Genomic DNA, 26,217 nt, shown 5'->3' on the forward strand with positions numbered 1-26,217 from the left:
AAGCATGAAATGGACTCAATAGTAATTTTAGTGAACTCTAAATAGCTACGACACCTTTTATGTGGGGATGCGGATTATAATCCTCTAAGGTGAAATCTTCAAAATTAAAGTCGAAAATATCCTTGATTTCTGGATTGATAACCATTTTAGGTAGTGGTCGTGGTTCGCGACTCAATTGCAATTCTACCTGCTCCATGTGGTTGTTGTAGATATGGGCATCACCAAAAGTGTGAATGAACTCCCCGGCCTGGTATCCACAGACTTGTGCCATCATCATGGTAAATAAGGCGTATGACGCTATGTTGAAGGGTACGCCTAAAAAGATATCTGCACTACGTTGGTACAGCTGGCATGAAAGCTTTCCATCCGCGACATAAAATTGAAAAAATGCATGACAGGGAGGGAGTGCCGCTTTTCCGTTAGCTACGTTTTCAGAGAATGATTTTGAAGTATCCGGCATAACACTTGGGTTCCATGCGGAAACCAACATACGTCTGCTGTTAGGATTATTTTTTAAAGATTGAATAACATCTTTAATCTGATCTATCTCGTCATTGTTCCAATTGCGCCATTGATGACCGTAAACAGGACCTAAATCACCATTTTCATCTGCCCATTCATTCCAGATACGCACGCCGTTTTCTTGAAGGTATTTAATATTTGTATCTCCCTTCAAGAACCAAAGCAACTCATAAACAATAGACTTCAGGTGTAATTTTTTAGTAGTAACCATGGGAAAACCTTCGCTAAGGTCAAAGCGCATTTGATGTCCAAAAACGCTCAATGTTCCTGTTCCTGTGCGGTCTCCTTTTTGATTACCGTTTTCGAGTACGTGCTTTAGTAAATCGTGGTATTGTTTCATAGTAGCGTAAAGATAATGGGTAATGGAAAAAGGTGAAGGAATTACTACTCTGAGTTATTAGTAATTTATTAACCGAAATTTTTTCGCTGGAAAATCAAATCCAGGGTTACCCCAAAATCATACCTGCAATGGTTGCAGATAATAAAGAAGCGATAGAGCCACCTAAAACCGCTTTAAGCCCAAATTCTGAAAGTGTCTTGCGCTGACCTGGAGCCAAGGAGCCTATGCCGCCAATTTGAATTCCTATGGAAGCGAAATTTGCAAATCCGCAGAGCATATAAGTGGCCATAATAACAGATTTGTTATAAGTAAGGTTAGCGCCTCTGCTTAAATCTTTAAGCTCGGCCAGTTGTTTGTAGCCAATAAATTCGCTTGCTGCTAGCTTTATGCCCAATAATTGCCCCATGAACATAACGTCTTCTTTTGCAACGCCTATCAACCACATGAGGGGAGCAAATATGGTCCCGAGAATGGCTTCTAGAGAGAATTTTTTATAAGCTGTATTTTCTACTATCCAATCATTCAAATTCGTCAGGTCTCCTGCATATCCTAAAATACCATTGACCATGGCGATCATAGCCACGAAAACCAAAAGCATGGCACCGACGTTGACAGCTAACTTTAAACCCTCTGTTGTTCCGTTAGCTATGGCGTCTAGCATATTTGAACCGATTTTTTCCGTTGAAACTTCAATATCGGTATTAACGACTTCCGTTTGTGGATGCAATATTTTTGAGATTACGATAGCTCCTGGTGCTGCCATGACCGAAGCGGCTAGTAAGTGCTTCGCAAAAACCAATTGCAGCATTTTGTCCTCACCACCTAAAAAGCCAATGTAAGCGGCTAAAACAGCGCCGGCAACGGTAGCCATACCACCGATCATTACCAGAAGTATTTCCGAACGGTTCATTTTTTCCAAATACGCCTTGATCAATAACGGCGCTTCGGTTTGACCTAAAAAGATGTTTCCGGCAACGGAGAGACTTTCGGCTCCAGATATACCCAATGTTTTAGAAAGCATCCACGCCAATGCCCTAACCACTTTCTGGATTACTCCTAAATAGAATAACAATGAGGTAAGTGCGGAAAAGAATATAATGGTAGGTAATACCTGAAATGCAAAAATGTAGCCGAATGTATTGGTGTCGACAACTAAACCTTCAAAAAGGAATTTGCTACCCGCACGGGTGAATCCTAAAATACTGATAAAAACTTCACCAATGGACTCAAACCCCTTTTGTATAAAAGGTACTTTTAAGACTCCTATAGCAATGAAAAGTTGTAGCGTTAGACCTATGCCAACTGTTTTCCAGTTTATGGCCTTTCTATTCGAGCTGAATAAAAATGAAATAATCAATAGTACTGCCATTCCTAAAACACCTCTGCCTAAACTGTTCAGGCTAAAGCCTGCGTTAGGTTTGATGCCATTCTCACCTTCTGAAACAACATCATTAAGCAAAATTGTTTCGGAGACATCGGGGATAGCTGTGGCAATACTATCTTGTGCTATGGATGGAAAAATAAAAAATAAGGCAAGCAGAACAATCCAAGGGTTGATTTTCATAAGGTACTTGCTTGTTTATCAGTTTCTTTTTGAGATCTCGTCTCGTAACTTCGCCGCTTTTTCGTAATCTTCATTGGCCACGGCTTGATCAAGTTCTTTATGAAGCTCATCAATTGAAAGTTCTGTATAGCCATCGGTTGCACCGGATTCAATTTCAACGGTTTCGCCTTCCTGTAGAATTTCGTCAACCACAATACTGTCGTCCGTTTCTTCTTTTTCTTTATCTTTTGAAGAGAATTTTAGGAAGATTCCCGCTTTGTCCAAAATGGTCTTATACGTAAAAATAGGTGCATTAAAACGAAGTGCTAAAGCAATGGCATCACTTGTTCTTGCATCTATAATTTCTTCAATCTTATCACGCTCACAAATAATGCTCGAGTAAAAAACACCGTCTACTAACTTGTGAATAATGACCTGTTTGATGACAATATCAAAGCGGTCTGAGAAGTTTTTGAACAAATCGTGAGTCAAAGGTCTGGGTGGTTTTATTTCTTTCTCAAGAGCAATCGCAATGGACTGCGCTTCAAAAGCACCAATGACAATGGGTAGTTTGCGATCGCCTTCCACTTCATTTAAAATAAGGGCATAAGCCCCATTCTGTGTTTGGCTATAGGAAATACCTTTTATTTTTAACCTTACTAAGCTCATAGATTCATTAAAATAAAAAAGACTGTTTAAATACGGGCGTACCATGCATTTAAACAGCCCTTTAATGAGCGCAAATTAACAAAAATTAAGCGTTCTGAGCTTTAAATTCCTTTAATTTTTCGATGAGTTTTGGTACTACTTCAAAGGCATCGCCCACAATTCCGTAGTCTGCGGCTTTAAAAAATGGTGCTTCAGGGTCTGAGTTGATAACAACTTTGGTTTTAGAAGCACTCACTCCTGCTAAATGCTGAATAGCTCCAGAAATACCAATAGCAATGTAAAGATTGGATGCAACAGGTTTACCGGTTTGACCAACATGCTCGCCGTGTGGTCTCCATCCCATATCTGAAACGGGCTTGGAACAAGCTGTTGCCGCTCCAAGAACTTCAGCAAGATGTTCTATCATTCCCCAGTTCTCAGGACCTTTAAGTCCTCTTCCTCCGGATACTACAATATCCGCATCTGCAATACTAACCTGACCGGCGACCTTATCTATTTCAATGGATTTAACTGCAAAATCGGTATCATTTAATTCTGCATTGAACGTTTCTACTGCTGCAGTGGTTTGATTTTCTTTCACGCCAAAAGCGTTATTGGAGACACCTATTATCTTGGTTTCTGTAGTGATTTCCGTATGGGCAAAGCCTTTGTTACTGAAAGCAGTACGTTTTACCGTAAAGGGTGAAGTACTCTCTGGTGCGGCAACAACGTTGGGAACATAACCCGCTTTTAATTTTGCCGCTAGAATTGGTGCTAGGAATTTACTGTTGGTGCTAGAGCTTACTATAATTACTTGGGTGCTCTCGCTTTTTGCGGCTTGCTCTATGCTGTTGGCGTAAGCTAAGGCATTGAACGTAGCTAACTTGTCATCAGTTACATTTAATACTTTAGAAACTCCGTAAGCTCCCAATTCATCATTATTTTCGGTATTAAAAGAAATTGCCGTTACCGACGAACCTAATTGGTCTGCTACAGCCTTGGCGTATGATGCCACTTCAAAAGCACTCTTTTTGAATTTTCCGTTTTCGGATTCTGTATATACTAATACTGACATTGTGTATTGTTTTATTTTGTTGAGATAATCTTTGCTATTTGAGTTAATTTCCAATGTTTTTTTGGTCTATTGGAACAATCTAATGAGATTGGAAATCTGTATAGCACTTATATTACTTTGGCTTCATTATGAAGTAAGTCTACTAGCTCATCTGCAGAATTAACCAACTTAACGGCACCTTTGGCTACGGGCTTATCAAATTTGGCATCCTTGGTTGCAACTGTAGCATCAATGGGCTCTACTACGTTAAGCGTCTTTTTTCGGGCCATCATAATACCACGCATGTTAGGTATTTTTAAATCGCTCTCTTGTACGAGTCCTTTTTGCCCGCCAATAACTAGAGGTAATGATGTTTGTACCGTTTCTTTTCCGCCGTCTATTTCTCTTATAGCGGTGGCTGTAGCCCCTTCAACTTCAAGGCTAATACAACTGTTTACAAAGTTCATCCCTAAAAGTGTGGCTAAAATACCAGGTACCATCCCTCCGTTATAATCAATACTTTCCCTTCCGGCTACAACAAGGTCGTAGGCTCCGTCCTTAATAATATTTGCCAATTGTTCAGCAACAAAAAATCCATCAGTAGGTGCAGCATTGACTCTAATGGCTTCATCGGCACCTATGGCCAATGCTTTACGCATTGTTGGTTCTACACTAGCTTCGCCAACCGTGGCAATATGTACTGTAGCGCCTTGTTTTTCCTTGAACCACATGGCACGTGTTAAACCAAACTCATCATTAGGGTTGATTACGAACTGTACACCATTGGTATCAAATTTTGTATCACCATCCGTAAAGTTAATTTTGGAGGTCGTATCAGGAACGTTACTTATGCAAACTAATATTTTCATGTCTATAAAGCTGTTTATAATCCACACGAAGATATGTAAACTTTTTCAAAAATACTATGCATGCATAGTATTTTTTATAACTTTTTTTGATTCTGAGAGCCCTTTATTTGATATATATTTTCCTATTTTTGCTTGCGTTTTTAACGTTCATAACAAAAAGATACTCCATATAATATGAAGACATTACAATTTAGGGAAGCCATTGTCGAGGCGATGTCGGAAGAAATGAGAAAAGACGAGTCAGTTTACCTGATGGGTGAGGAAGTGGCCGAGTACAATGGCGCTTACAAAGCTTCTAAAGGAATGCTAGATGAGTTTGGCGCTAAACGCGTTATAGATACACCTATTGCCGAGCTTGGTTTTGCTGGTATTGGCGTTGGTTCTACTATGACCGGTTGCCGTCCTATAATAGAGTTCATGACTTTTAACTTTGCTTTAGTGGGTATCGATCAGATCATCAACAATGCGGCTAAGATTCGTCAAATGTCCGGTGGTCAATTCCCATGTCCTATCGTTTTTAGAGGACCTACTGGTTCGGCCGGTCAATTGGCAGCTACGCATTCACAGGCTTTTGAAAGCTGGTATGCTAACTGTCCAGGTCTAAAAGTGATTGTGCCATCTAACCCTGCAGACGCAAAAGGATTGTTGAAATCTGCAATCCGTGATGATGATCCGGTTATTTTCATGGAATCTGAGCAGATGTACGGTGATAAAGGTGAAGTTCCGGAAGGGGAATATACTATTCCGATAGGCGTTGCCGATATTAGAAGAGAAGGTACTGACGTTACTGTCGTATCTTTTGGGAAAATAATTAAAGAGGCAGATAAGGCGGCAGATGAACTTCAAAAAGAAGGGATTAGCTGTGAAATCATTGACTTGCGTACTGTAAAGCCGTTGGATTATGATGCTATCTTAAAATCAGTGAAGAAAACAAACCGTTTGGTTATTTTAGAAGAAGCTTGGCCTTTTGGTAACGTAGCGACAGAAATAACCTTTCATATACAGTCTAATGCTTTTGATTACCTAGATGCGCCCATAGAGAAGATAAATACTGCAGATACACCTGCTCCGTATTCTCCTGTATTGCTAGCAGAGTGGTTGCCAAATCATACAGATGTGGTAAATGCTGTTAAGAAAGTGTTATACAAATAGATATAATAAATTTGTAAAGGTACTTTTGCTTCGCCGACTTAGTGTTGGCGAAGCATTTTTTTTTAACGGTTCGGTTTTGAATTTTTTAGCATGGATTCAGGCTTTTGTGAAAGAAATATGATAGCGTTTTAATTTTTTGAATAAAAACAAACCTGGATTTACAATATAATCTCTTCTGGTACATTATTTGTTTATAAAGTACAGAGAAAATTTCTTCAATGAAAAACCTTCTATTATGTGTGTTGCTGCTTTTTTCTTTTCTTGCCGGTGCGCAAACAAAAGTTGGCGGTATAGTTGTAGACGAAGATAACCAGCCGGTAGCTTTCGCCAATATTATTTTTAAAGGTTCGTACGAGGGGACGATCACAGATGACAATGGTAATTTTTACATGGAGTCCGATGATACTCATGATACCCTTGTTATATCTTTTATCGGTTACGAGAATGTAGAGGTGCCACTTACCTCTAAAGTGACCTATAAGATGAATGTGATCATGAAAGAGTCTTCACAACAATTAGATGAAGTTGTGCTTGTTGGGGGAAAACAACCTAAGAAAAATAACCCTGCCATAGACATTTTGCGAAAAATTTGGGCAAAGAAGCGGGAGAACGGTCTGAGCAAGTTTGATCAATATGCCTTTGAGAAGTATGAAAAGGTAGAGTTTGACCTCAATACTATTGATAGTGCCTTAATGAAAAAGAAGATTTTTAAAGGATTAGAGTTTGTCTTTAAAGATTTAGATACTTCCCGCATAACAGGCAAAACCTACCTGCCGATATTTTTGAACGAAACTTTCTCTAAAGTCTATGGAGATAATCGTCTTGATCAAGAAAAAGAAGACATCTTAGGAAATAAAAACTCAGGTTTTGATAACAACCAGGCTATCATAGCTTTTGTTGCCGATCTCTATCAAGAGTATGATATATATGATAATTACTTAAAATTCTTTGATAAAAGTTTCACAAGTCCTTTGTCAAGAACAGGTGTTGATGTTTATAATTACGCGTTACGAGACAGTGCTTTTATAGAGGATAAGTGGTGTTACAATATTGTCTATTATCCAAGAAGAAAGAACGAACTTACCTTTAAGGGAGATTTCTGGGTGAACGATAGTACGTACGCTGTAAAGAACATTAATCTTGAGGTTACCAAAAGCGCCAACATCAACTGGGTTAAGGAAATCTATATTGAACAGGATTTTGAAGTCGTTAACGATTCGGTATTTCTTCTAAAGAGGGATTATATGATGAGCGATTTCAGCTTTCAGAAAAAAGAAGAGTCAAGGGGTATGTATGGAAAACGTACCACCGTTTTTGATAACTACGAGTTCGATAAGAAGAAACCCAAAGAATTTTATAAAGTTGAGAGTAACCCTTATGACCCAACAGTTTTAAACAGGGATAGTACCTTTTGGGAAAACAATAGACTTGAATCCTTGAATAAGGACGAAAAAGGAATCTATCAGTTATTGGATACCTTAAAGACTGTTCCCAAATTTAAATCATACTACAATCTGGTCAGTATCCTGGGAAGCGGTTATGTGGAAATAGATAAATGGAATATGGATATCGGTTCTGTTTACGATGTTTTTGGTTACAACCAAGCAGAAGGACCACGTGTGCGTTTAGGGGCTCGTTCCTATTTTGGCGAAAATGACCTATGGCGAGTAGAGGGGTATGCCGCTTATGGTTTTGAAGATCATAAATTAAAGCATGGTGTATCCGGTAAGTTATTGTTGGATAGAAAAAACCGACTTATAATTTCAGGAGGTAATAGACGGGATATTGAACAGCTAGGGGTGAGTTTAACGGCTACCAATGATGTGCTCGGCAGAAGTATTGCTTCCTCATCTTTAGTAACGGTAGGGGCCAATAATAGGCTTACCAATATCAACCTAAGTACCTTTAATATAGAAATAGAACCTGTAACTAACCTCAGGTTTGGCGTTGGAGGGGCTTTTAGGACCTTGAGTTCTGCGTTACCAGATGATTTTAGCCTAGATTATGTTGATCCGGAATCGCCAACAGGGGTGTCTTCGGAAATCCGTCAATTTGATTTTAATGCCTTATTAATTTATACTCCAGGAAAAAGAACCATTGGTTATGGTGTGGAACGTAAAGGTATGAACGATGACTATAGTACCTTATTGTTAAGTTATACAAAGGGGGTAGATGTGGTTTTTGATAGTGATTTTAGTTACAGTAAATTACAGTTTTCATATAGCCAGCCATGGCAAATTGGGGGCTTTGGTAGGTTGTTCTCAACTTTGGAAATGGGAAAAACCTTTAATGATGTACCCCTAGGTCTGTTGAATGTTGTGCCAGGTAACCAAACCTTCTTTTCTAATTACGGGACTTTTCCTAATCTTGATTTTTATGAATTTGTTACGGATACGTATGTCGCGTTGCACCTTCAGCATAATTTCAATGGTCGCCTTTTTTCTAGGGTGCCCTTATTGAGAAAACTAAATTTGCGTGAAATTATTGGACTTAGAGGGGTTTGGGGAGATTTATCCGATGAGAATATAGCCTTAAGTGCACCTGCTACGGTAAATACACCCTTGCAAGCACCCTCGGATAAAATTTACTACGAGTATTCGTTCGGTATTGGAAACATCTTTAAGATTCTTAGAATAGACTTTAATTTTAGGGGTAACTATTTAGATGCTCCAGATGCCCGTCCTTTCAGTGTTACCGGAACATTTGGTTTTGACTTCTAGTAGGATGTTTTTTTGTAGTTCATTCGTTTAGAATTGTTTAGGATTTGTTGTGAATAAATTCATTATTTACATCATGAAGGTCTTAAGAATTTAAGAATTCTAATTATTACAGAAAAGCCTGATGTTTTTTCGAAATTTGGGGTTTGGCACGTATGCAATTTTGTACCTTCGCAGCTGTAAAATAAACCTAAAAAATGGGAAAAAAAGCAAACATAACTTTTGACGTTTTAATTGAGATTCCAAAAGGAAGTAGAAATAAATACGAATACGATTTTACATTGAATAAGATACGTTTTGATCGTATGCTTTTCTCATCTATGATGTATCCTGGAGACTACGGTTTCATTCCTGAAACTTTGGCTTTGGATAAAGATCCACTAGATGTCTTGGTAATGGGTACGGAGCCAACCTATCCTATGGTGGTTATGGAAGTTAAGCCAATTGGTGTTTTCCATATGACCGATGAGAAGGGACCTGATGAGAAAATTATCTGTGTTCCTGTATCGGACCCTATTTGGAGCAATAATAATGATATAAGTGATTTAAATCCGCATCGTTTAAAAGAAATTGAGCATTTCTTCCAGGTATATAAAGATTTGGAAGAGAAGAAAGTTGATACCGGTGGGTGGGGCGATGCCGAAGAGGCCGTTCAAATCTATCACGAATGTGTTCAACGTTATGATGAAAGTGATTTGAAGAAGAAACGCACTTTTACGATATAAATAATTATCACCTTATTAAAAGCCTTTTTTAGCAATAAAAAAGGCTTTTTTTTATAAGATCAATTTCATTACTTTAGTTGACATTAGAAATCTTAAATATCAACTCGAATGGAATTAGTAGTGAAATTTTTGCCAGTATTTGGAATATTGGCGCTAGTGTTCGTTTTCGTCAAAAATGTATGGGTGAGCAAACAGGACGAAGGTGACGCCAAAATGGCACGGATAGCAAAGAACATTGCAGATGGAGCAATGTCTTTCTTGAAAGCCGAGTACAAAATCCTTGCAATTTTTGTGTTGGCCGTTGCAGTGCTCCTTTACTTTAAAGGAAGCAATGAGGTAGGCTCTAACGGAATGGTTGCCCTATCTTTTATCGTAGGAGCCATATGTTCTGCGTTGGCCGGTTTTATTGGCATGAAAGTAGCAACTAAGGCCAATGTAAGAACAACACAGGCTGCGCGTACATCTTTGGGTAAAGCACTTGAGGTTGCTTTTGCCGGAGGAGCTGTGATGGGACTTGGTGTTGTTGGTTTGGGTGTTTTGGGGCTAAGTGGTCTTTTTATGTTATACCAAGGCATGTGGCCCGGCGCGGATAATTTAGGATTGGTATTGAATGTACTCTCCGGATTTTCTTTAGGAGCTTCTTCTATTGCACTTTTTGCACGTGTAGGAGGTGGTATTTATACGAAAGCAGCAGATGTTGGTGCGGATTTGGTAGGTAAGGTTGAGGCTGGTATTCCAGAAGATCACCCGTTGAATCCTGCTACTATTGCAGATAATGTTGGTGATAATGTGGGGGATGTTGCCGGTATGGGAGCAGATTTGTTCGAATCATATGTAGGTTCAATTATCGGAACCATGGTTTTAGGTGCTTTTATTATTACTCCGGATTTTGGAGGAATGGGGGCCGTGTATTTACCGTTAGTTCTTGCTGCGGTGGGAATTATCATGTCAATTATCGGAACCTTCTTTGTGAAAGTAAAGGATGGCGGAAACCCGCAAACGGCATTGAATATTGGCGAATTTGGTTCTGCGGGCCTTATGGTAATTGCTTCTTATTTTATAATTAATGCTTTAATTCCTGAGAGTGTAGAAGGTCTTCCAATGGGGGCAATGGGTATATTCATTGCAACTATTGCCGGCTTGGTAGCTGGTTTGGGTGTGGGTAAGATTACGGAATATTACACGGGCACCGGAACAAAACCGGTAAATTCCATTGTAAAACAATCGGAAACAGGTGCGGCAACCAATATTATTGCCGGTTTGGGTGTAGGTATGATGTCTACTATGATTCCTATTATCTTAATAGCCTCTGCAATTTTGGTATCACATCATTTTGCTGGTTTATATGGTATTGCAATCGCTGCTGTGGGTATGTTGGCGAATACCGGAATCCAATTGGCGGTAGATGCTTACGGACCTATTTCCGATAATGCGGGAGGTATTGCAGAGATGGCAGAATTGCCTGCTGAGGTTAGGGAGCGAACGGATAAATTGGATGCGGTTGGTAATACTACAGCGGCAATTGGTAAGGGTTTTGCTATTGCTTCTGCGGCGCTGACGGCTTTGGCTCTTTTTTCCGCTTTTATGAAGGTGGCTAATGTAACCTCTATTGATGTTTCTCAGCCTAAGATTATGGCTGGACTTTTAGTCGGAGGTATGCTTCCTTTTGTGTTTTCGGCATTGTCCATGAACGCTGTGGGTCGTGCTGCTATGGCTATGATTGAAGAGGTAAGACGTCAATTCAGGGATATTCCTCAGTTAAAAGCGGCTTTGCAGGTTATGCGAGAAGTAGATGCAGATATGTCTAAGGCAACGCCTGAGCAGCGAGCCATTTTTGATGCCGCTGATGGATATGCAGAATATGATAAATGTGTGGATATTTCTACAAAAGCATCTATTAAAGAAATGGTGTTACCAGGTTTGCTGGCTATTGCTGTACCTGTGGCAGTAGGTTTTATTGGTGGTGCAGAGATGTTAGGTGGTCTTTTGGCTGGTGTAACTACCTGTGGCGTGTTAATGGCAATCTTTCAATCTAATGCCGGTGGTGCGTGGGATAACGCTAAAAAAATGATAGAATCAGATGGTCGTAAAGGTACGGATGCGCATAAAGCAGCCGTTGTGGGCGATACTGTTGGTGATCCTTTTAAAGATACGTCAGGCCCTTCGTTAAACATTCTTTTAAAATTAATGTCCGTAGTGGCATTGGTTATTGCGCCAAGTATTGCAATGAATACAACGGGTTTGGCTGAAATTGAAAAGAATAACGAAATTAAAATTGAGATGAATGCCTTTGATGCGGATATGGCCGAGGGAACAATTGCTTATACTACCGTTGTAAACGGAGAGAAATTGGTTCAAGAAAAGGTTTTCAAAGGAACCGAATCCGATGTAAAGGACCAACTGATGGCTTTTGAAAAAGGTGTGCAGTTGAATAAAGGTAAAGAAACCGAAATCACCATTGAAAAAATTGATATTAAAAAATAGCTAATTCAATTTTACGTGGGAAAAGGGACTGTAAAACAGTCCCTTTATTTATGATTTCTAGTGAAGTTTAAAGTTGATGGGAATGCTAAAAGGAACCCGCACAGGTGTACCTCTTTGCTTACCAGGTTTCATTTGTGGAAGCTTATCAATAATTCTCTTGGCTTCTTTTTCAAGACTCTTGTCCGGTCCTCTTAATTGAACACTTCCAATGCTTCCATCTTTCTGAATAACGAACATGATATTCACTCTGCCTTGAATGCCCATTTCTTGCGCAGGTTCAGGATATCTAAAGTTCTTGGCAATGTGTTTGTTCATCATTTTTTGAAAACAAGCTCTTTTGTTTTTTTCATTTTCGCATCCAGGGAAAACGGGTACATCTTCAATAACCATAAATGACATTTCTTCAGGTTCATCCGTTTCCAAAACCTCAATATCGGACACTTCTAAAATTTCTTCGTTTTGATCGGTCTCGGTAGATTCAAATACATCTTCAATTTCCTCGTCCTCATCATCGATCACTTCAATAATTGGTGGCGCCTGAATCTGTTTTGGTGGAGGTGGTGTTTTAAATTCAACTAAAATAGGGAGCTCTTCGGTGAGTTCGTCCTCAATGTTCATTGAGATATCGTAATCATAGGTACTGTCATACGTTTTCCATTCAAATGCAGCAAGTGTCAGCATGAGAACAAATAGCAGTCCAAACAGAAAATAAATAGGGCGTTGGTGGTTAAGATCTTTCTTAGGGTTTTTCTTGAGTTCCATATTCAATGTATTTAATGCCTTTTGTTTAAATCGGCTTGGTTAAACATATCTAAACTTACTTCTAGACTTTTATATTAAAAATGGGTAATGAGTGAAGCTTTACTTTGAATGCGTGAACCGGACTTTTGACGGCTTTAAAGGTGGGGTTAAGTGCTATATTTAAGTATATTTGATGTTACTATGGGATTATTCGGTAAGAAAGATAAGTTGCAGATTATTGCTTTTCAGAGCTATGGTACCGATTCGCATTTTTATGCGCGGGGAAGAGCTTTGGAGGACGAGGAAATAGATTTGTCTAGAAAGGGTTTCATAAACTTACTTTGGAATAGCTACAAGCGATTTGAAACGGATGAGATCAGAAATACGCCGGTTAGGTTGAAGCTAGGTAGCGGTAAGTCGTTTACAGGAAAAACGGATGGTAGGGGGTATTATATTTTTGATGAACCCTTGGAAAATCTTAGGGAACTGACCAATGAAGAAGGTTGGCTAAGCTACGAAATGTCTTATGCCAATAGTAATTTAAGACGGGAGGTTTTACATCAGAACCGTTTTCCGGGTGAGTTGTTGATTCCATCGGAAAATGCCCGTTTTGGGGTGATTAGCGATATAGATGATACCATTTTGCATACAGGTGTTGTATCATCATTAAAATGGCGTGTGGTATTCAATACGCTATTTAAAAGGGCAAGCAAGCGTACGCCTCTTGAAGGTGCGGCCAAGTTTTATTCGTTATTGCATAGGGGTAGTTCCGGAAAAGAGGCGAATCCTATTTTTTATGTGAGTCACAGCCCATGGAACCTGTATAGGTATTTAGAATTTTTTCTGCAGAAAAATAATTTTCCTAAAGGGCCAATTCTATTGCGAAACTTTCCGCGTTTGGGCTTAAGAAGGAAGCAGGGTGAAAAACCCCAAAAACAAAAGGAAATATTGAACATTCTAAAAACTTATCCGAGTTTAAAATTTATCTTAATTGGGGATAGTGGTGAGCATGATGCGGATATCTATAAGGAAATTGCAGAACAATATCCCAATCAAATAAGTGCCATTTATTTGAGGAGTGTGGCTCACAAAAGAAAAATGGAACGCGTAAGCGGATTGTTTGAAACCTACAAAACTACACCTGTGCTACTCGTGGAAAGTAGTGAACAGGCAATTGATCATGCGCGAGAAAATGGATTTGTAATTTAACGATCGTTTAGAAAAGGCCATTAATTTCGGCATCTATTTTGTTGATGATTGTTCCTAAATCTTCAGGCTGATCAACAAAATCCAAATCGTCTACATCAATTATCAAAAGATTCCCTTTTGTGTACCCATGAATCCAAGCTTCATAACGTTCATTAAGTCGGCTTAGGTAGTCAATGGAAATACTATTTTCATATTCCCGTCCCCTTTTATGAATTTGCTTTACCAAATTAGGAATGGAACTACGTAAATAAATAAGTAGATCGGGTGGTTGTACCAAACTCTCCATCAACTCAAAAAGGCTCTTGTAATTTTCAAAATCTCTATTGGTCAATAGGCCCATGGCATGTAAATTGGGCGCAAAAATATAGGCATCTTCGTAAATGGTACGATCCTGTATAATATCCTTGCCGCTTTCCCTAATTTGAAGGATTTGACGAAACCTATGGTTCAAAAAGTAAATCTGAAGGTTAAAACTCCAGCGTTCCATTTGATTGTAGAAATCATCTAAATACGGGTTGTCTACTACATCTTCAAAATTGGCTTCCCAGTTGTAATGTTTTGCTAGTAACCTTGTTAAGGTTGTTTTTCCTGCACCGATGTTTCCGGCAACTGCTATGTGCATAGAGCTTTATTAATTAATGGTTGTGTTGTTGTTCCTAGTGGAATTAGAAGGTACAAGATACAAGATAACTCTAGGAAGTAAAAACATATTTTATTCACAATATAAAAAATGTACGGTGTTTTAAAAATTTCTTTTTCTAGTTGGATTAAACCAAATGATATTTAAACAGTCTTAAAATCATATTAACTAACTAGCATTATGGAAAATAGATGGTATATAGTATTGGTCTTTGTTTTGTTCTACGGAAGCTTACAAGCTCAAGATTTTCAGGGAAAGGCAGTTTACTTTAGTAAGACGCAAGTAGATATGGATTTTGGCAATAGACAAATGCCTGAAGATCGTAAAAAAGAGATAATGGAGCGTATAAAGAAGGCCAATGAAAAAACCTTTGAACTTAATTTTAACCAAACAGAATCCATTTACGAAGAAGAAGAGCAATTAGAGCAGCCCGGAGGTAGACAAGGAGGGCGTGGTCCAAGGTTTGGAGGAATGTCAGGTACAGATGGAGATTTGTACAAGAATATAAAAGACCAGAGGTATTTAGTAAAGAATGAGCTTTTGGGTAAAATTTTTCTTGTTGATGATGAGTTGGAAAAACTAGACTGGAAACTAGAGAGCGATACCAAGCAAATAGGCAATTATACGGCGTTCAAAGCAACGGCTACCAAGACAATAAAAAGACCGAATATGAGGGCTATTTTCCGTAGACCCAATAGAGATAATGAAGAGGAGAAAAAAGAAGAGGAATTCACAATAAAAGAAGTAGAGGTTGTAGCATGGTATACACCAGAAATACCCGTAAATCAAGGTCCGTCTACATATTGGGGGCTTCCAGGATTAATACTTGCTGTAAGTGATGATATTACTACAATAGTATGCTCGGAAATTACTTTGAACCCAAATGAAAAAATAGAGATCAAGGCACCTAGCAAGGGTAAAAAAGTGACCCAAGCGGAATATGATAAAATCTCGCAAGAAAAAATGAAAGAGATGCGTGAAAATTTCAGAAACCGAGGAGGTCGGGGAGGCGGACGACCCCAGTAGTAGTTCTTTCCATAAACAAGTTACTTTTCACATCTTACAAAAATAATAATGAAGAATCTATTATTTCTTATCACCTTCTTCTTGGTGGTTGCAATGGGCTGGGCCCAAGAAATTTCGCTAACAGGTACGGTTAAGGACAGTCTGGGGGTAGGTGTGGATATGGCCAATGTTATAGCCATTAATACCGAAACTAAAGGTTTGGAGTCCTATGGAATTACGAACCACGCAGGCCTATATAAATTGAAGCTTAAATCTGGATTTCAGTATACGGTAAAGGTAAGTTACTTAGGGTTTAAGACTGAATCTTTCACGTTTACTGCTACAGATGTTGATGCGGTTAAGGATATTGTAATGCAAGAGCAGGCGGCGCAGTTAGATGAGGTAGAGGTAACCTATGAAATGCCGGTGTCTGTAAAGGGCGATACTATTGTTTATGACACGGACTCCTTTGTTTCCGGTACGGAGAAAAAGTTGAAAGATGTGCTTGAGAACCTACCGGGTATTGAGGTAAATGATGATGGGCAGATTGAGGTAGAAGGAAAAACCGTGAGTAAAGTTATGGTTGAGGGGAAAGATTTTTTTGATGGTGATTCTAAATTGGCCGTTGAAAATATTCCGGCAAATGCGTTGAGTAAAGTTGAAGTGTTACGGAATTTTAATGAGGTTTCACAAATGAAAGGCCTTACAAATGACGATGATAATGTGGCTTTGAACATAAGGTTAAAAGAAGGGAAAAAGAACTTTTGGTTTGGGGAGATAACGGCGGGGTATGGTCCTGATGATAGGTATTTGGCCCACCCAAAATTGTTTTATTACAGTCCTAAATACAGCATCAATATTATTACGGATTTAAATAACATTGGCGAGGTGCCGTTTACCCGTAATGATTATAGGAATTTCACGGGAGGTTTTAGAAATATAAATTCTAGAGGAGGCAGTTCCATTGCTACGGGAGCAGATGGTTTAGGCCTTTCTACTACTCAAAATAATAGGGCTAACGATATAGATACCAAGTTTGCTGCGGTAAACTTTAGCTATGCGCCAACGGATGGACTTGACTTAAGTGGATTTGGTATTTATTCCTATACCGGAACGCTTATGAAATCTGAGCGAAATACTGCTTATATAGCTAGTAATGATGTGGAGAATGCTACAACCAATACCGATCAGACGGTTCATCTTGGATTGGCAAAATTGAGTGCGAGGTATAAGCCCAATGCCAATTTTCAGTTGGACTATGACGGACTTTTAAAACAATCCGATGATAATGAGGTAGTGGATGTACTTTCAATATCCGATATTACGGATGAAATTTCTGAGGTAAAAGAACAAAAACCTTTATCGGTAAATCAAAATCTTAATATATACTACACCTTAGATGAAAAGAACATTTTTGCTGTAGAGGCGCAACACTTATATCAAGATGAAGACCCTTTTTATGAAGCAATTCGTAATGAGTTTGCCTTTGTGGATATTTTTCCGGTAGATGAAAATCAGAGCTTGTATAATTTAAATCAATCTAAAAATATAGTTACCAATAAAGTAGATGCAAAGGTTGATTATTATAGGGTGCTGGGTTCTAAAAGCAATATAAATTTTACGTTGGGTACAACGCAAAGTCATCAGAATTTCAACTCGGATATCTTTCAGGTTTTAGATAATGAAACCACCTTGGATATGATGGGAAGTGATTTTGAAAATGATGTGAATTTCAATGTCTCCGATCTTTATTTGGGGTTTCACTATAAAGTAATAGCGGGAATTTTTACATTTAATCCTGGGGTTACTCTCCATCAGTATAATGTTAAGAACGAGCAATTGGGTAGTGTGGTAGAGGATAACCTTACGTCACTGTTGCCGGACATGTATATAAACGCACAACTTAAAAAATCAGAAAACATACGGTTTAATTATAGGGTGACACGCTCTTTTACTGATGTCAGTAATTTTGCGCAAGGGTATGTATTGAATAATTATAACTCGCTTTATAATGGGAATAGAGATTTGGAAAGTGCACTTAATCATAACCTTTCCTTGAATTTCTTTAGCTTCAATATGTTCAATTTTACTAATATTTTTGCGAATGTAGCCTACACCAAACGTATAGACGCACTAAAAAATAATGCCGATATAATTGGAATCAATAGAGTAAGTACTACGATCAATTCTAATTTTGAAGATGAGTCGTTAACCGCAAACGGAAGGTACGAGCGAACCTTTGGTAAGATAAAAGCATCTGCACGTGCTAATGTTGGTTGGTCTACAACCAATAACTTAGTAGACGGTCAGCAACGTACTTCTAATTCGTTCACTCAGAATTATACGGGCGCATTATCAACTAATTTTAAGAATGCCCCCAACTTGGAACTGGGTTACAGATATACCGTAAATAACTATGAAAACGGAAATTTAGAAACCACATATTACACCAGTAGACCGTATGCCCGTTTTGATGCCGCTTTTTTGAAGAACTTTATTTTTACGGTAGATTATGACTATTATAATTATACGGACAAGGAGAATACAATCGATAATAAGTATAGCTTTCTTGAATCTAACTTAACCTACCAGAAGAAAGATAGCCGCTGGGAATATGGCGTAAAAGGAACTAATCTATTAAATACGACCACATTAAATAGGGATAGTACAAACGATTTGTTTTTTACAACGGAAGCTTATTTTGTACAGCCACGGTATGTACTCTTCTCGGTAAAATATGACCTGTAGCCTGTCTTAAATCTATATGGGTTAAATTAATTTATCAATTGATTCAATAAATAACATCATATTAAGATAGGGAACTCAACATTTTTTATATTTTTGCGTCCTAATTAAAATAAAGAGGAGGGATTTGACTGATTGCAACCTCTGTTTTGAGCCAAAACGGCAATAAAAACGAAAAAATGCTAAAGCAGTTGATGTTGCACTATTCACATCATCTTCTTTTCGGCATATCTTCAAATCCTTTTACAAAAAATAAAAGTTTGTTATGCCATATTTATTTACTTCCGAATCCGTAAGCGAAGGACACCCAGATAAAGTTGCCGATCAAATTAGTGACGCCTTGTTGGATAATTTTTTGGCTTTTGACCCAGAAAGTAAAGTTGCTTGTGAAACCATGGTGACCACAGGGCAGGTTGTATTGGCCGGTGAGGTTAAGAGCAATACCTATTTAGATGTTCAAAATATAGCTAGGGAAGTCATTAACAAAATTGGCTATACCAAAGGTGAATATCAATTTAGTGGTGATTCTTGTGGAGTTATTTCTCTAATTCACGAACAGTCTCAAGATATTAGTCAAGGTGTAGACCGTGGAGAAAAGGAGCAGCAAGGTGCCGGTGATCAAGGTATGATGTTCGGTTATGCTACGAAAGAGACGGAAAACTACATGCCGCTTGCACTTGATATTTCGCATAAAATATTGCAGAATTTAGCGGAACTACGTCGCGAAGGTAAGATTATTGATTACCTACGACCAGATGCCAAGTCTCAGGTAACCATAGAATATTCAGATGACAACGTTCCTCAGCGTATAGATACTATCGTGATCTCTACGCAGCATGATGCTTTTAATACTGATGATGAAAAGATGCTGGCCAAAATCAAAAAAGATTTGGTAGAAATTTTGATACCAAGGGTGGTAGCCCAGCTTCCGGAGTCAACACAAGCTCTTTTTGATGATCAGATTAAATATCATATTAACCCAACCGGAAAATTCGTAATTGGTGGTCCTCATGGAGATGCAGGACTTACAGGAAGAAAAATTATTGTAGATACCTACGGCGGAAAAGGAGCGCACGGTGGTGGTGCCTTTAGCGGAAAAGACCCGAGTAAGGTAGACAGAAGTGCGGCTTACGCTGCACGCCATATTGCAAAGAATTTAGTAGCAGCAGGTGTCGCTGATGAGATTTTAGTGCAAGTGAGCTACGCTATTGGTGTTGTTGAACCTACCTCTATTTTTGTAGATACTTACGGTACATCTAATGTAGATTTGACTGACGGTGAAATTGCCATCAAAACCAAAGAGCTTTTTGATATGCGCCCACATGCTATTGAAGAGCGGTTAAAGTTGCGAAACCCTATTTATTTAGAATCTGCCGCTTATGGCCATATGGGTAAAGAACCTAAAATAGTAACTAAGGTTTTTGAATCTCCCTACAACGGTCGTATCGAAAAAGAAGTGGAATTGTTCACTTGGGAAAAGTTGGATAAGGTAGGCGAGGTTAAAAAAGCGTTTAATTTGTAAATTTTTCAAAAATGTTGGTGAATTTAAATTCGCCGACCATATATTTGTAATTCCAAAAGTTCAAACACGTATTGAATAGTTATCAAGAAAGGTGGAGGGAATAGACCCTTTGAAACCTTAGCAACCCTTTGCCACTTGTGCAGAGAAGGTGCTACATTCTATCCCTTTTATACAGGGACAGATAACAAAACAGATTACTCATACTAATCTTATACTTTCTTATAACTTTTTAGATATTACACCTTGCCATAACATATATGGCTGAGGTTGGTCGGGCTTTTAATTATTTTAAATAACAATTAAAAATCAGAAATTATGAGTGATCAAAAATTCTCAACCAACGCATTGCATGCCGGACATGACACAACTCAGACTGGAGGTACACGTGCCGTGCCCATTTATCAAACTTCCTCGTATGTTTTTAATGATACGGATCATGCGGCAAACTTATTTTCACTTGCTGAACTCGGTTTTATATACACCCGACTGAACAACCCTACCAATCAAATTCTTCAAGAGCGTTTAGCTGCAGTTGAAGGTGGAGTAGGCGCAGTTGTTTTTGCTTCGGGAACTTCGGCTATTTCTACGGGGTTAATGACCCTTTTAAAAGCGGGAGACCATATCGTTGCTTCTAGTAGTTTATACGGTGGTACCTTCAACTTATTGAACGTTACCCTACCAAGGTTAGGAATCACTACCACTTTTGTTGATGCTTCCGATCCGGAAAGTTTTGGCAAGGCGGTTCAGGACAATACAAGGGCTTTCTTTGTAGAATCATTGGGTAACCCAAAATTAGATGTACTTGATTTAAAAGCGATTTCAAAACAGGCGAAAGCTGCCCAAGTTCCTTTTATCGTTGATAATACGGTAGCTTCGCCAGCACTTTTAAACCCTATTGAGCACGGAGCCAACTTGGTTATTCATTCGCTTACTAAATATATTGGTGGTCAAGGTACGTCTTTAGGGGGAGCTATCATTGATGCCGGAACTTTTGATTGGACCAACGGAAAATTCCCTGAATTTACTGAGCCTTCCGCAGGCTACCACGGGTTGGTATATAGCGAAGCTTTAGGAGCCGCTGCTTTCACTTTTAAATTAATTTTAGAAGGATTGCGTGATTTTGGAGGTGCTTTAAGTCCGTTTAATGCTTTTCAAATTATTCAAGGTTTGGAGACTTTAAATGTTCGTATCAAACAACATAGTGAAAATGCACTGGAACTGGCTACTTGGTTAGAAGGTAGAGATGAAGTGGAGTGGGTAAATTATCCAGGACTTAAGAGCAGTAAATACTATGATCTTGCACAAGAATATTTGCCAAAAGGTCAAAGTGGATTGGTAACATTTGGAATTAAAGGTGGTTTTGAGGCTGCCAAGAAATTTACCGATGCTACTAAAGTGTTCTCTCTATTGGCCAACATTGGCGATACCAAGTCATTGATCATTCACCCAGCTAGTACTACGCACCAACAGTTAAATGAGGAGCAATTGGCAGGAGCGGGTGTAGGTCAAGACTTAATTCGTTTGTCAGTTGGTCTGGAAGATATTGAAGACTTAAAGGCCGATTTGGAAAACGCATTCTCAGCGCTTTAATCAATATAAAATTTTCTTTTAGAAATTAATAAGATCTGACCCTTTTAACCAAGGGTCGGGTCTAACATATATCGTATGCTACATCATTTGAAATTAGCAAACTATACCACGATCAGTGGGGTGACTCAAGATATTGAGCTGTCTTATCAATTGTTCGGTCAAGAATTGCACACGGCACCCATAGTTCAGGTAAACCATGCCTTAACCGGTAACTCAAATGTTACGGGAGATGACGGCTGGTGGTCCGCACTTATTGGAGAAGGCAAGTGTATAGATACCAAAAAATACACGATTTTATCGTTTAATATTCCGGGTAACGGATACGATAAATTCATAATCGATAATTATAAGGATTTTGTAGCGGGAGACATCGCTAGAATTTTCTTATTGGGTCTTCAGCAACTTGAAATCAGTAAATTGTTCGCTCTTTTAGGAGGTTCTTTAGGAGGAGGTATCGCTTGGGAAATGGCGGCACTCAACCCAAAGATTACTGAGCATTTAATTCCTGTGGCGTCAGACTGGAAATCTACGGATTGGTTGATCGGTAACTGCCAGATTCAGGAGCAATTTTTGGTGAACAGTAAGCAGCCGGTTCACGATGCCCGCATGCATGCCATGTTGTGTTACCGTACGCCGGAATCGTTCAAGGACCGTTTTAAGCGAAGTACCAATGAGGAACTTCAGGTTTTTAACGTGGAGAGTTGGTTAATGCACCATGGTGAAAAATTACAAGAACGTTTTCAGCTTTCGGCCTATAAATTAATGAACCAGTTGCTCAAGACCATTGACGTTATGAGAAATGGTGAGCAGAATTTCGTAGACCTACAAAATAGTGATGCGAATATTCATATTATAGGTGTAGACTCTGATTTGTTCTTTACGGCAAAGGAAAATAAAGAGACTTTTAAACGTTTGGCACAGGCGAACGGAAACGTAACGTACGGAGAGGTACATTCCCTGCATGGTCACGATGCTTTTTTAATTGAATTTGACCAAATGGAAAGACTTCTGGAACCTGTTTTCAGTAGAAACGGAAAGTCAAAACACGCTAAGGTTTTAAAGTTCGGTGGAAAATCTCTCGCCAATGGCGAAGGGTTGGAACGTGTTCTGAATATTGTTTCTGATAAGGTGGAAGAAGGAGAAAACATTGCCGTTGTTTTGTCTGCCCGTGCAAAGGCTACGGACCAGTTAGAGGCCATTTTGGAGAAAGCAGCCAAGGGGGAAAACTACTATAAAGACTTTGAGGCTTTCGAGAAATATCAAAAGCATACGTTTAAGAATGTCAATCTTTCGCAGGAATTTAAAGATTTGGCAAAGTTGCTGGAAGGGGTTTCCCTTTTAGGGGATTATAGCCTTAAAATTAAAGACCAGCTGTTGTCTTTTGGTGAACTCATTTCTGTAAAACTGGTCACCAAGCTGCTTATCGGAAAAGGTATCAATGCTGTGATGCTCGATTCTAGGGAGCTGATAAAAACCGACTCTAATTTTGGGGATGCTTCCGTGAACGAGGCTTTGTCAAAAGAAAATGTGCTGCGCAGATTCGCTAAGTTAGATACAGATGCGGTGCCGATTATTACTGGGTTTATAGCTTCTGATGAAAATGGTGAAACCACCACCTTGGGTAGAAACGGTAGTAATTATTCTGCTGCATTGTTCGCTAATTTTCTAAATGCGGAAGAGCTTCAGAATTTTACCCACGTAGATGGGGTTTACACGGCCAACCCGGATTTGGTTTCCGATGCGAAAAGGATATCGCACCTTTCCTATGGTGAGGCGAATGAACTGGCGAATTTTGGAGCAACAATTTTACACGCTAAGACGATCATCCCATTAATAGAAAAGAATATTCCCCTTCGTATTTTAAACACATTCAACAACGATAATGAAGGTACGCTGATCAGTGCCAAGACCGAAGAAGGTGGTATAAAATCACTATCGGTTATTGAAAATGTTTCTTTGATCAATGTTGAGGGTAGGGGGCTTTTAGGTAAAGTTGGTGTTGATGCCCGTATTTTTAGCGCATTGCAAAAGAGCAATATCAGTGTAAGTATTATTTCGCAAGGTTCTTCGGAGCGTGGTATCGGTTTGGTGGTAAATGCAGACCGGGCCCTAGATGCAAAACGAGCTTTGGATAGGGAGTTTGAAAGTGATTATGAGTCCAAGGACATTAATATGATTACGGTGCTTGATGAGGTTTCCGTTATCTCCATTGTTGGGCAGGATTTGAGTACGTTCCATAGGCCGTACAACTCGTTGATAAAAAATCAGATTGCGCCTTTACTTTTCAATAATACGGTATCTGGCAAGAACGTAAGTCTTGTGTTGAAAAAGTCGGATTTAAGCAAAGCGTTGAACGTGATGCACGGTCAGATTTTCGGTATCAGCAAAAAAGTAAACTTGGTTATTTTTGGTCATGGAAATGTAGGAGGAACACTCATTGACCAAATTTTAAAGTCGAACAAAACCATTCAGAAACGAAAGGGAATCGACTTGAACGTATTTGGCGTAGCCAATTCTAGAAAGATACTTTTGAACAAAAAAGGGGTTCCTAAAAACTGGAAATCCGCTGTTGAGAAAAAAGGTGTTCCGTATCAAATTGAAGATGTCATTGCTTACACAAAAGAGCACCATTTAGAAAATCTTATCGTGGTTGATAATACCGCAAATAAAGATTTTGTGGCCCACTATTTTGAGTTTGTAGAGAACGGTTTTGATATCGTTTCGTCAAACAAAATAGCGAACACCCTTGGGTTTGATTACTATCAACTGTTACGTGAAGAACTGGATAAACATCAAAAACAATACTTATACGAAACCAATGTAGGAGCTGGTTTGCCGTTAATTGATACTATTCGGTTGTTGCATCTTTCAGGGGAAAATATAACAGGAATAAAAGGGGTCTTCTCCGGTTCGTTAAGTTATATTTTCAATACTTTTTCAGAAAGCGAAGAGCCGTTTTCGAACATATTAAGGGCCGCAATGAAAAGTGGCTTTACGGAGCCAGACCCTCGTGAAGACCTTTCAGGAAACGATGTTGGGCGTAAGTTACTGATTTTGGCACGAGAGCTTGATTTGAGCAATGAGTTTGACGATATAAATATCGAAAACTTAATTCCGAAGCAATTAAGAGATGGAGATGTAAACCACTTTCTGGACAACCTTGATGTGGTAGATGCCAAATTCAACGAAATAAAAAAGAACCAAGAACCTGGTCATGTACTCAGATATGTGGGCGATTTGCACGGTAACCTTCAAGAGGAAAAAGGAATTCTAGATGTAAAATTGGTTTCTGTACCTAAAGAAAGTGCTTTAGGGCAGGTAAAAGGTTCGGATTCAATAATAGAAATATATACTGAATCCTATGGAGAAAACCCATTGGTAATTCAGGGTGCCGGAGCCGGAGCAGCGGTTACGGCACGTGGTGTTTTTGGAGATATTCTCCGTATAGCCGAAAAAGGATAAACAAAGCAAAAGAGAAAGTTAGCTTTCATCAATTTATAAGAACATGGAAAAGAAATTTGAGACAAACGCCATCCGAACGCAGTTGGAACGCACTAAAAATTTAGAGCACTCCGTACCTATGTACGTGACCTCTAGTTTTGTGTTTGAAGATGCCGAAGATATGCGGGCGTCGTTTGCGGAAGAGAAAGACCGAAATATTTACTCGCGTTATTCCAATCCCAATTCTTCTGAGTTTATCGAAAAGGTGTGCCAAATGGAAGGTGCCGAAAACGGATTCGCATTTGCATCCGGGATGGCCGCTGTGTTTTCTACATTGGCTGCATTATTAGATAGTGGGGACCATGTATTATCTGCACGTAGCATCTTTGGTTCTACACACTCGCTGTTCACCAATTTCTTCCCAAAATGGAATATTGATCATACCTATTTTAAGATTGATGAGCTAGACAAGCTTGAGGAGTTGATTACGCCAAAGACTAAAATAATATATGCAGAATCTCCAACAAATCCAGGGGTTGATGTATTGGATCTAGAGGCTTTGGGAAAGATTGCCAAAAGACATAATTTGATTTTGGTAATCGATAACTGTTTCGCTACGCCTTATTTGCAACAGCCAATAAAATTTGGAGCCGATTTGGTCATCCACTCAGGAACAAAACTGATGGACGGGCAAGGTAGGGTACTTGCAGGTATTACGGTGGGCTCAAATGAGTTGATAGATAAAGTATATCGCTTTTCTAGAATTACGGGGCCTGCATTATCACCTTTTAATGCTTGGGTGCTTTCAAAGAGTCTAGAGACACTTGCTGTTCGGGTAGACCGTCATTGTGATAATGCTTTAAAGTTGGCGGAATTTCTTGAAGGACATGAAAAGGTGAATTGGGTTAAATACCCGCATTTGAAATCGCATCCTAAATATGAAATCGCCAAAAAACAGATGAAAGCGGGTGGCTGCGTAGTAGCTTTTGAAGTAAAAGGTGGAGTAGAAGCAGGTCAAAAATTCTTTGATTCCATACAGTTACTGTCCCTTTCTGCGAATTTGGGCGATGCACGCAGTATTGTCACGCACCCGGCATCAACAACACATAGCAAACTTTCGCCGGAAGAAAGAGCGGAAACCGGTGTTACGGACGGTATGGTACGCGTTTCTGTAGGCTTGGAGCATATAGATGACATCATTGCCGATATTTCTCAGGCTTTGGGTTAAGATAAGATGATAATTACAATTTCAAAACCAGCGTCTATGCGC

At 39.1% G+C, this 26,217-nt stretch carries 18 protein-coding genes and 1 riboswitch; of the genes, 11 read left to right on the top strand and 7 right to left on the bottom strand.

Annotated features, from left to right (window positions below; translation table 11 throughout):
• Positions 1–37: 37 nt before the first annotated feature.
• The 5 genes from P0077_RS12570 to P0077_RS12590 form a co-directional block, all read right to left on the bottom strand.
• Positions 38–862 (bottom strand): thymidylate synthase, encoded by an 825-nt coding sequence (locus P0077_RS12570; protein ID WP_276165584.1) that lies wholly within the window; start codon positions 860–862, stop codon positions 38–40.
• A 106-nt stretch (positions 863–968) separates the two neighbouring features.
• Positions 969–2,426, bottom strand: coding sequence for a NupC/NupG family nucleoside CNT transporter (locus tag P0077_RS12575; protein WP_276165586.1), 1,458 nt, complete (start codon positions 2,424–2,426; stop codon positions 969–971).
• Positions 2,427–2,444: 18 nt separating this feature from the next.
• Positions 2,445–3,074, bottom strand: coding sequence for a bifunctional nuclease family protein (locus tag P0077_RS12580; RefSeq protein WP_194529711.1), 630 nt, complete (start codon positions 3,072–3,074; stop codon positions 2,445–2,447).
• Positions 3,075–3,159: 85 nt separating this feature from the next.
• Entirely contained in the window at positions 3,160–4,128 is a 969-nt protein-coding gene (locus P0077_RS12585; RefSeq protein WP_276165588.1) for an electron transfer flavoprotein subunit alpha/FixB family protein, read from the bottom strand.
• Between the two features lie 107 nt (positions 4,129–4,235).
• Complete coding sequence (locus tag P0077_RS12590; protein ID WP_276165589.1) at positions 4,236–4,976, bottom strand: electron transfer flavoprotein subunit beta/FixA family protein; 741 nt, start codon at positions 4,974–4,976, stop codon at positions 4,236–4,238.
• A gap of 174 nt (positions 4,977–5,150) precedes the next feature.
• Between P0077_RS12590 and P0077_RS12595 the strand changes: the two genes are divergently transcribed.
• From P0077_RS12595 to P0077_RS12610, 4 genes are all read left to right on the top strand, one after another.
• Positions 5,151–6,128, top strand: coding sequence for a pyruvate dehydrogenase complex E1 component subunit beta (locus P0077_RS12595; protein ID WP_276165590.1), 978 nt, complete (start codon positions 5,151–5,153; stop codon positions 6,126–6,128).
• Positions 6,129–6,346: 218 nt separating this feature from the next.
• Entirely contained in the window at positions 6,347–8,848 is a 2,502-nt protein-coding gene (locus P0077_RS12600) for a DUF5686 family protein (protein ID WP_276165591.1), read from the top strand.
• A gap of 194 nt (positions 8,849–9,042) precedes the next feature.
• Complete coding sequence (locus P0077_RS12605) at positions 9,043–9,570, top strand: inorganic diphosphatase (RefSeq protein ID WP_276165592.1); 528 nt, start codon at positions 9,043–9,045, stop codon at positions 9,568–9,570.
• A gap of 108 nt (positions 9,571–9,678) precedes the next feature.
• Complete coding sequence (locus P0077_RS12610) at positions 9,679–12,054, top strand: sodium-translocating pyrophosphatase (protein ID WP_276165593.1); 2,376 nt, start codon at positions 9,679–9,681, stop codon at positions 12,052–12,054.
• A gap of 57 nt (positions 12,055–12,111) precedes the next feature.
• Here P0077_RS12610 and P0077_RS12615 read toward each other — a convergent pair whose 3' ends face one another.
• Positions 12,112–12,816, bottom strand: coding sequence for an energy transducer TonB (locus tag P0077_RS12615; RefSeq protein WP_276165594.1), 705 nt, complete (start codon positions 12,814–12,816; stop codon positions 12,112–12,114).
• Positions 12,817–12,996: 180 nt separating this feature from the next.
• Between P0077_RS12615 and P0077_RS12620 the strand changes: the two genes are divergently transcribed.
• Entirely contained in the window at positions 12,997–14,004 is a 1,008-nt protein-coding gene (locus P0077_RS12620; protein ID WP_276165595.1) for an App1 family protein phosphatidate phosphatase, read from the top strand.
• 7 nt (positions 14,005–14,011) lie between these two features.
• Here the strand turns inward: P0077_RS12620 and P0077_RS12625 are convergent, their stop codons facing one another.
• Positions 14,012–14,626, bottom strand: a complete 615-nt coding sequence (locus P0077_RS12625; protein WP_194526116.1) for a deoxynucleoside kinase — start codon at positions 14,624–14,626, stop codon at positions 14,012–14,014.
• Positions 14,627–14,824: 198 nt separating this feature from the next.
• Here P0077_RS12625 and P0077_RS12630 point away from each other — a divergent pair, with 198 nt between their 5' ends.
• The 6 genes from P0077_RS12630 (at position 14,825) to P0077_RS12655 (ending at position 26,175) form a co-directional block, all read left to right on the top strand.
• On the top strand, positions 14,825–15,670 hold the full coding sequence (locus tag P0077_RS12630; protein ID WP_194526117.1) for a GLPGLI family protein: 846 nt from the start codon (positions 14,825–14,827) through the stop codon (positions 15,668–15,670).
• A 48-nt stretch (positions 15,671–15,718) separates the two neighbouring features.
• On the top strand, positions 15,719–18,397 hold the full coding sequence (locus tag P0077_RS12635; RefSeq protein ID WP_276165596.1) for a TonB-dependent receptor: 2,679 nt from the start codon (positions 15,719–15,721) through the stop codon (positions 18,395–18,397).
• Between the two features lie 262 nt (positions 18,398–18,659).
• On the top strand, positions 18,660–19,916 hold the full coding sequence (gene metK, locus P0077_RS12640) for a methionine adenosyltransferase (protein ID WP_276165597.1): 1,257 nt from the start codon (positions 18,660–18,662) through the stop codon (positions 19,914–19,916).
• A gap of 76 nt (positions 19,917–19,992) precedes the next feature.
• Positions 19,993–20,104: riboswitch (SAM riboswitch) on the top strand.
• A gap of 127 nt (positions 20,105–20,231) precedes the next feature.
• Entirely contained in the window at positions 20,232–21,506 is a 1,275-nt protein-coding gene (locus tag P0077_RS12645; protein ID WP_276165598.1) for an O-acetylhomoserine aminocarboxypropyltransferase/cysteine synthase family protein, read from the top strand.
• Between the two features lie 75 nt (positions 21,507–21,581).
• Positions 21,582–24,968, top strand: a complete 3,387-nt coding sequence (gene thrA / locus P0077_RS12650) for a bifunctional aspartate kinase/homoserine dehydrogenase I (RefSeq protein WP_276165599.1) — start codon at positions 21,582–21,584, stop codon at positions 24,966–24,968.
• Positions 24,969–25,011: 43 nt separating this feature from the next.
• Positions 25,012–26,175 (top strand): trans-sulfuration enzyme family protein, encoded by a 1,164-nt coding sequence (locus P0077_RS12655; protein ID WP_276165600.1) that lies wholly within the window; start codon positions 25,012–25,014, stop codon positions 26,173–26,175.
• Positions 26,176–26,217 lie beyond the last annotated feature (42 nt).

It is taken from the genome of Zobellia alginiliquefaciens (assembly GCF_029323795.1).
Classification (GTDB): domain Bacteria; phylum Bacteroidota; class Bacteroidia; order Flavobacteriales; family Flavobacteriaceae; genus Zobellia; species Zobellia alginiliquefaciens.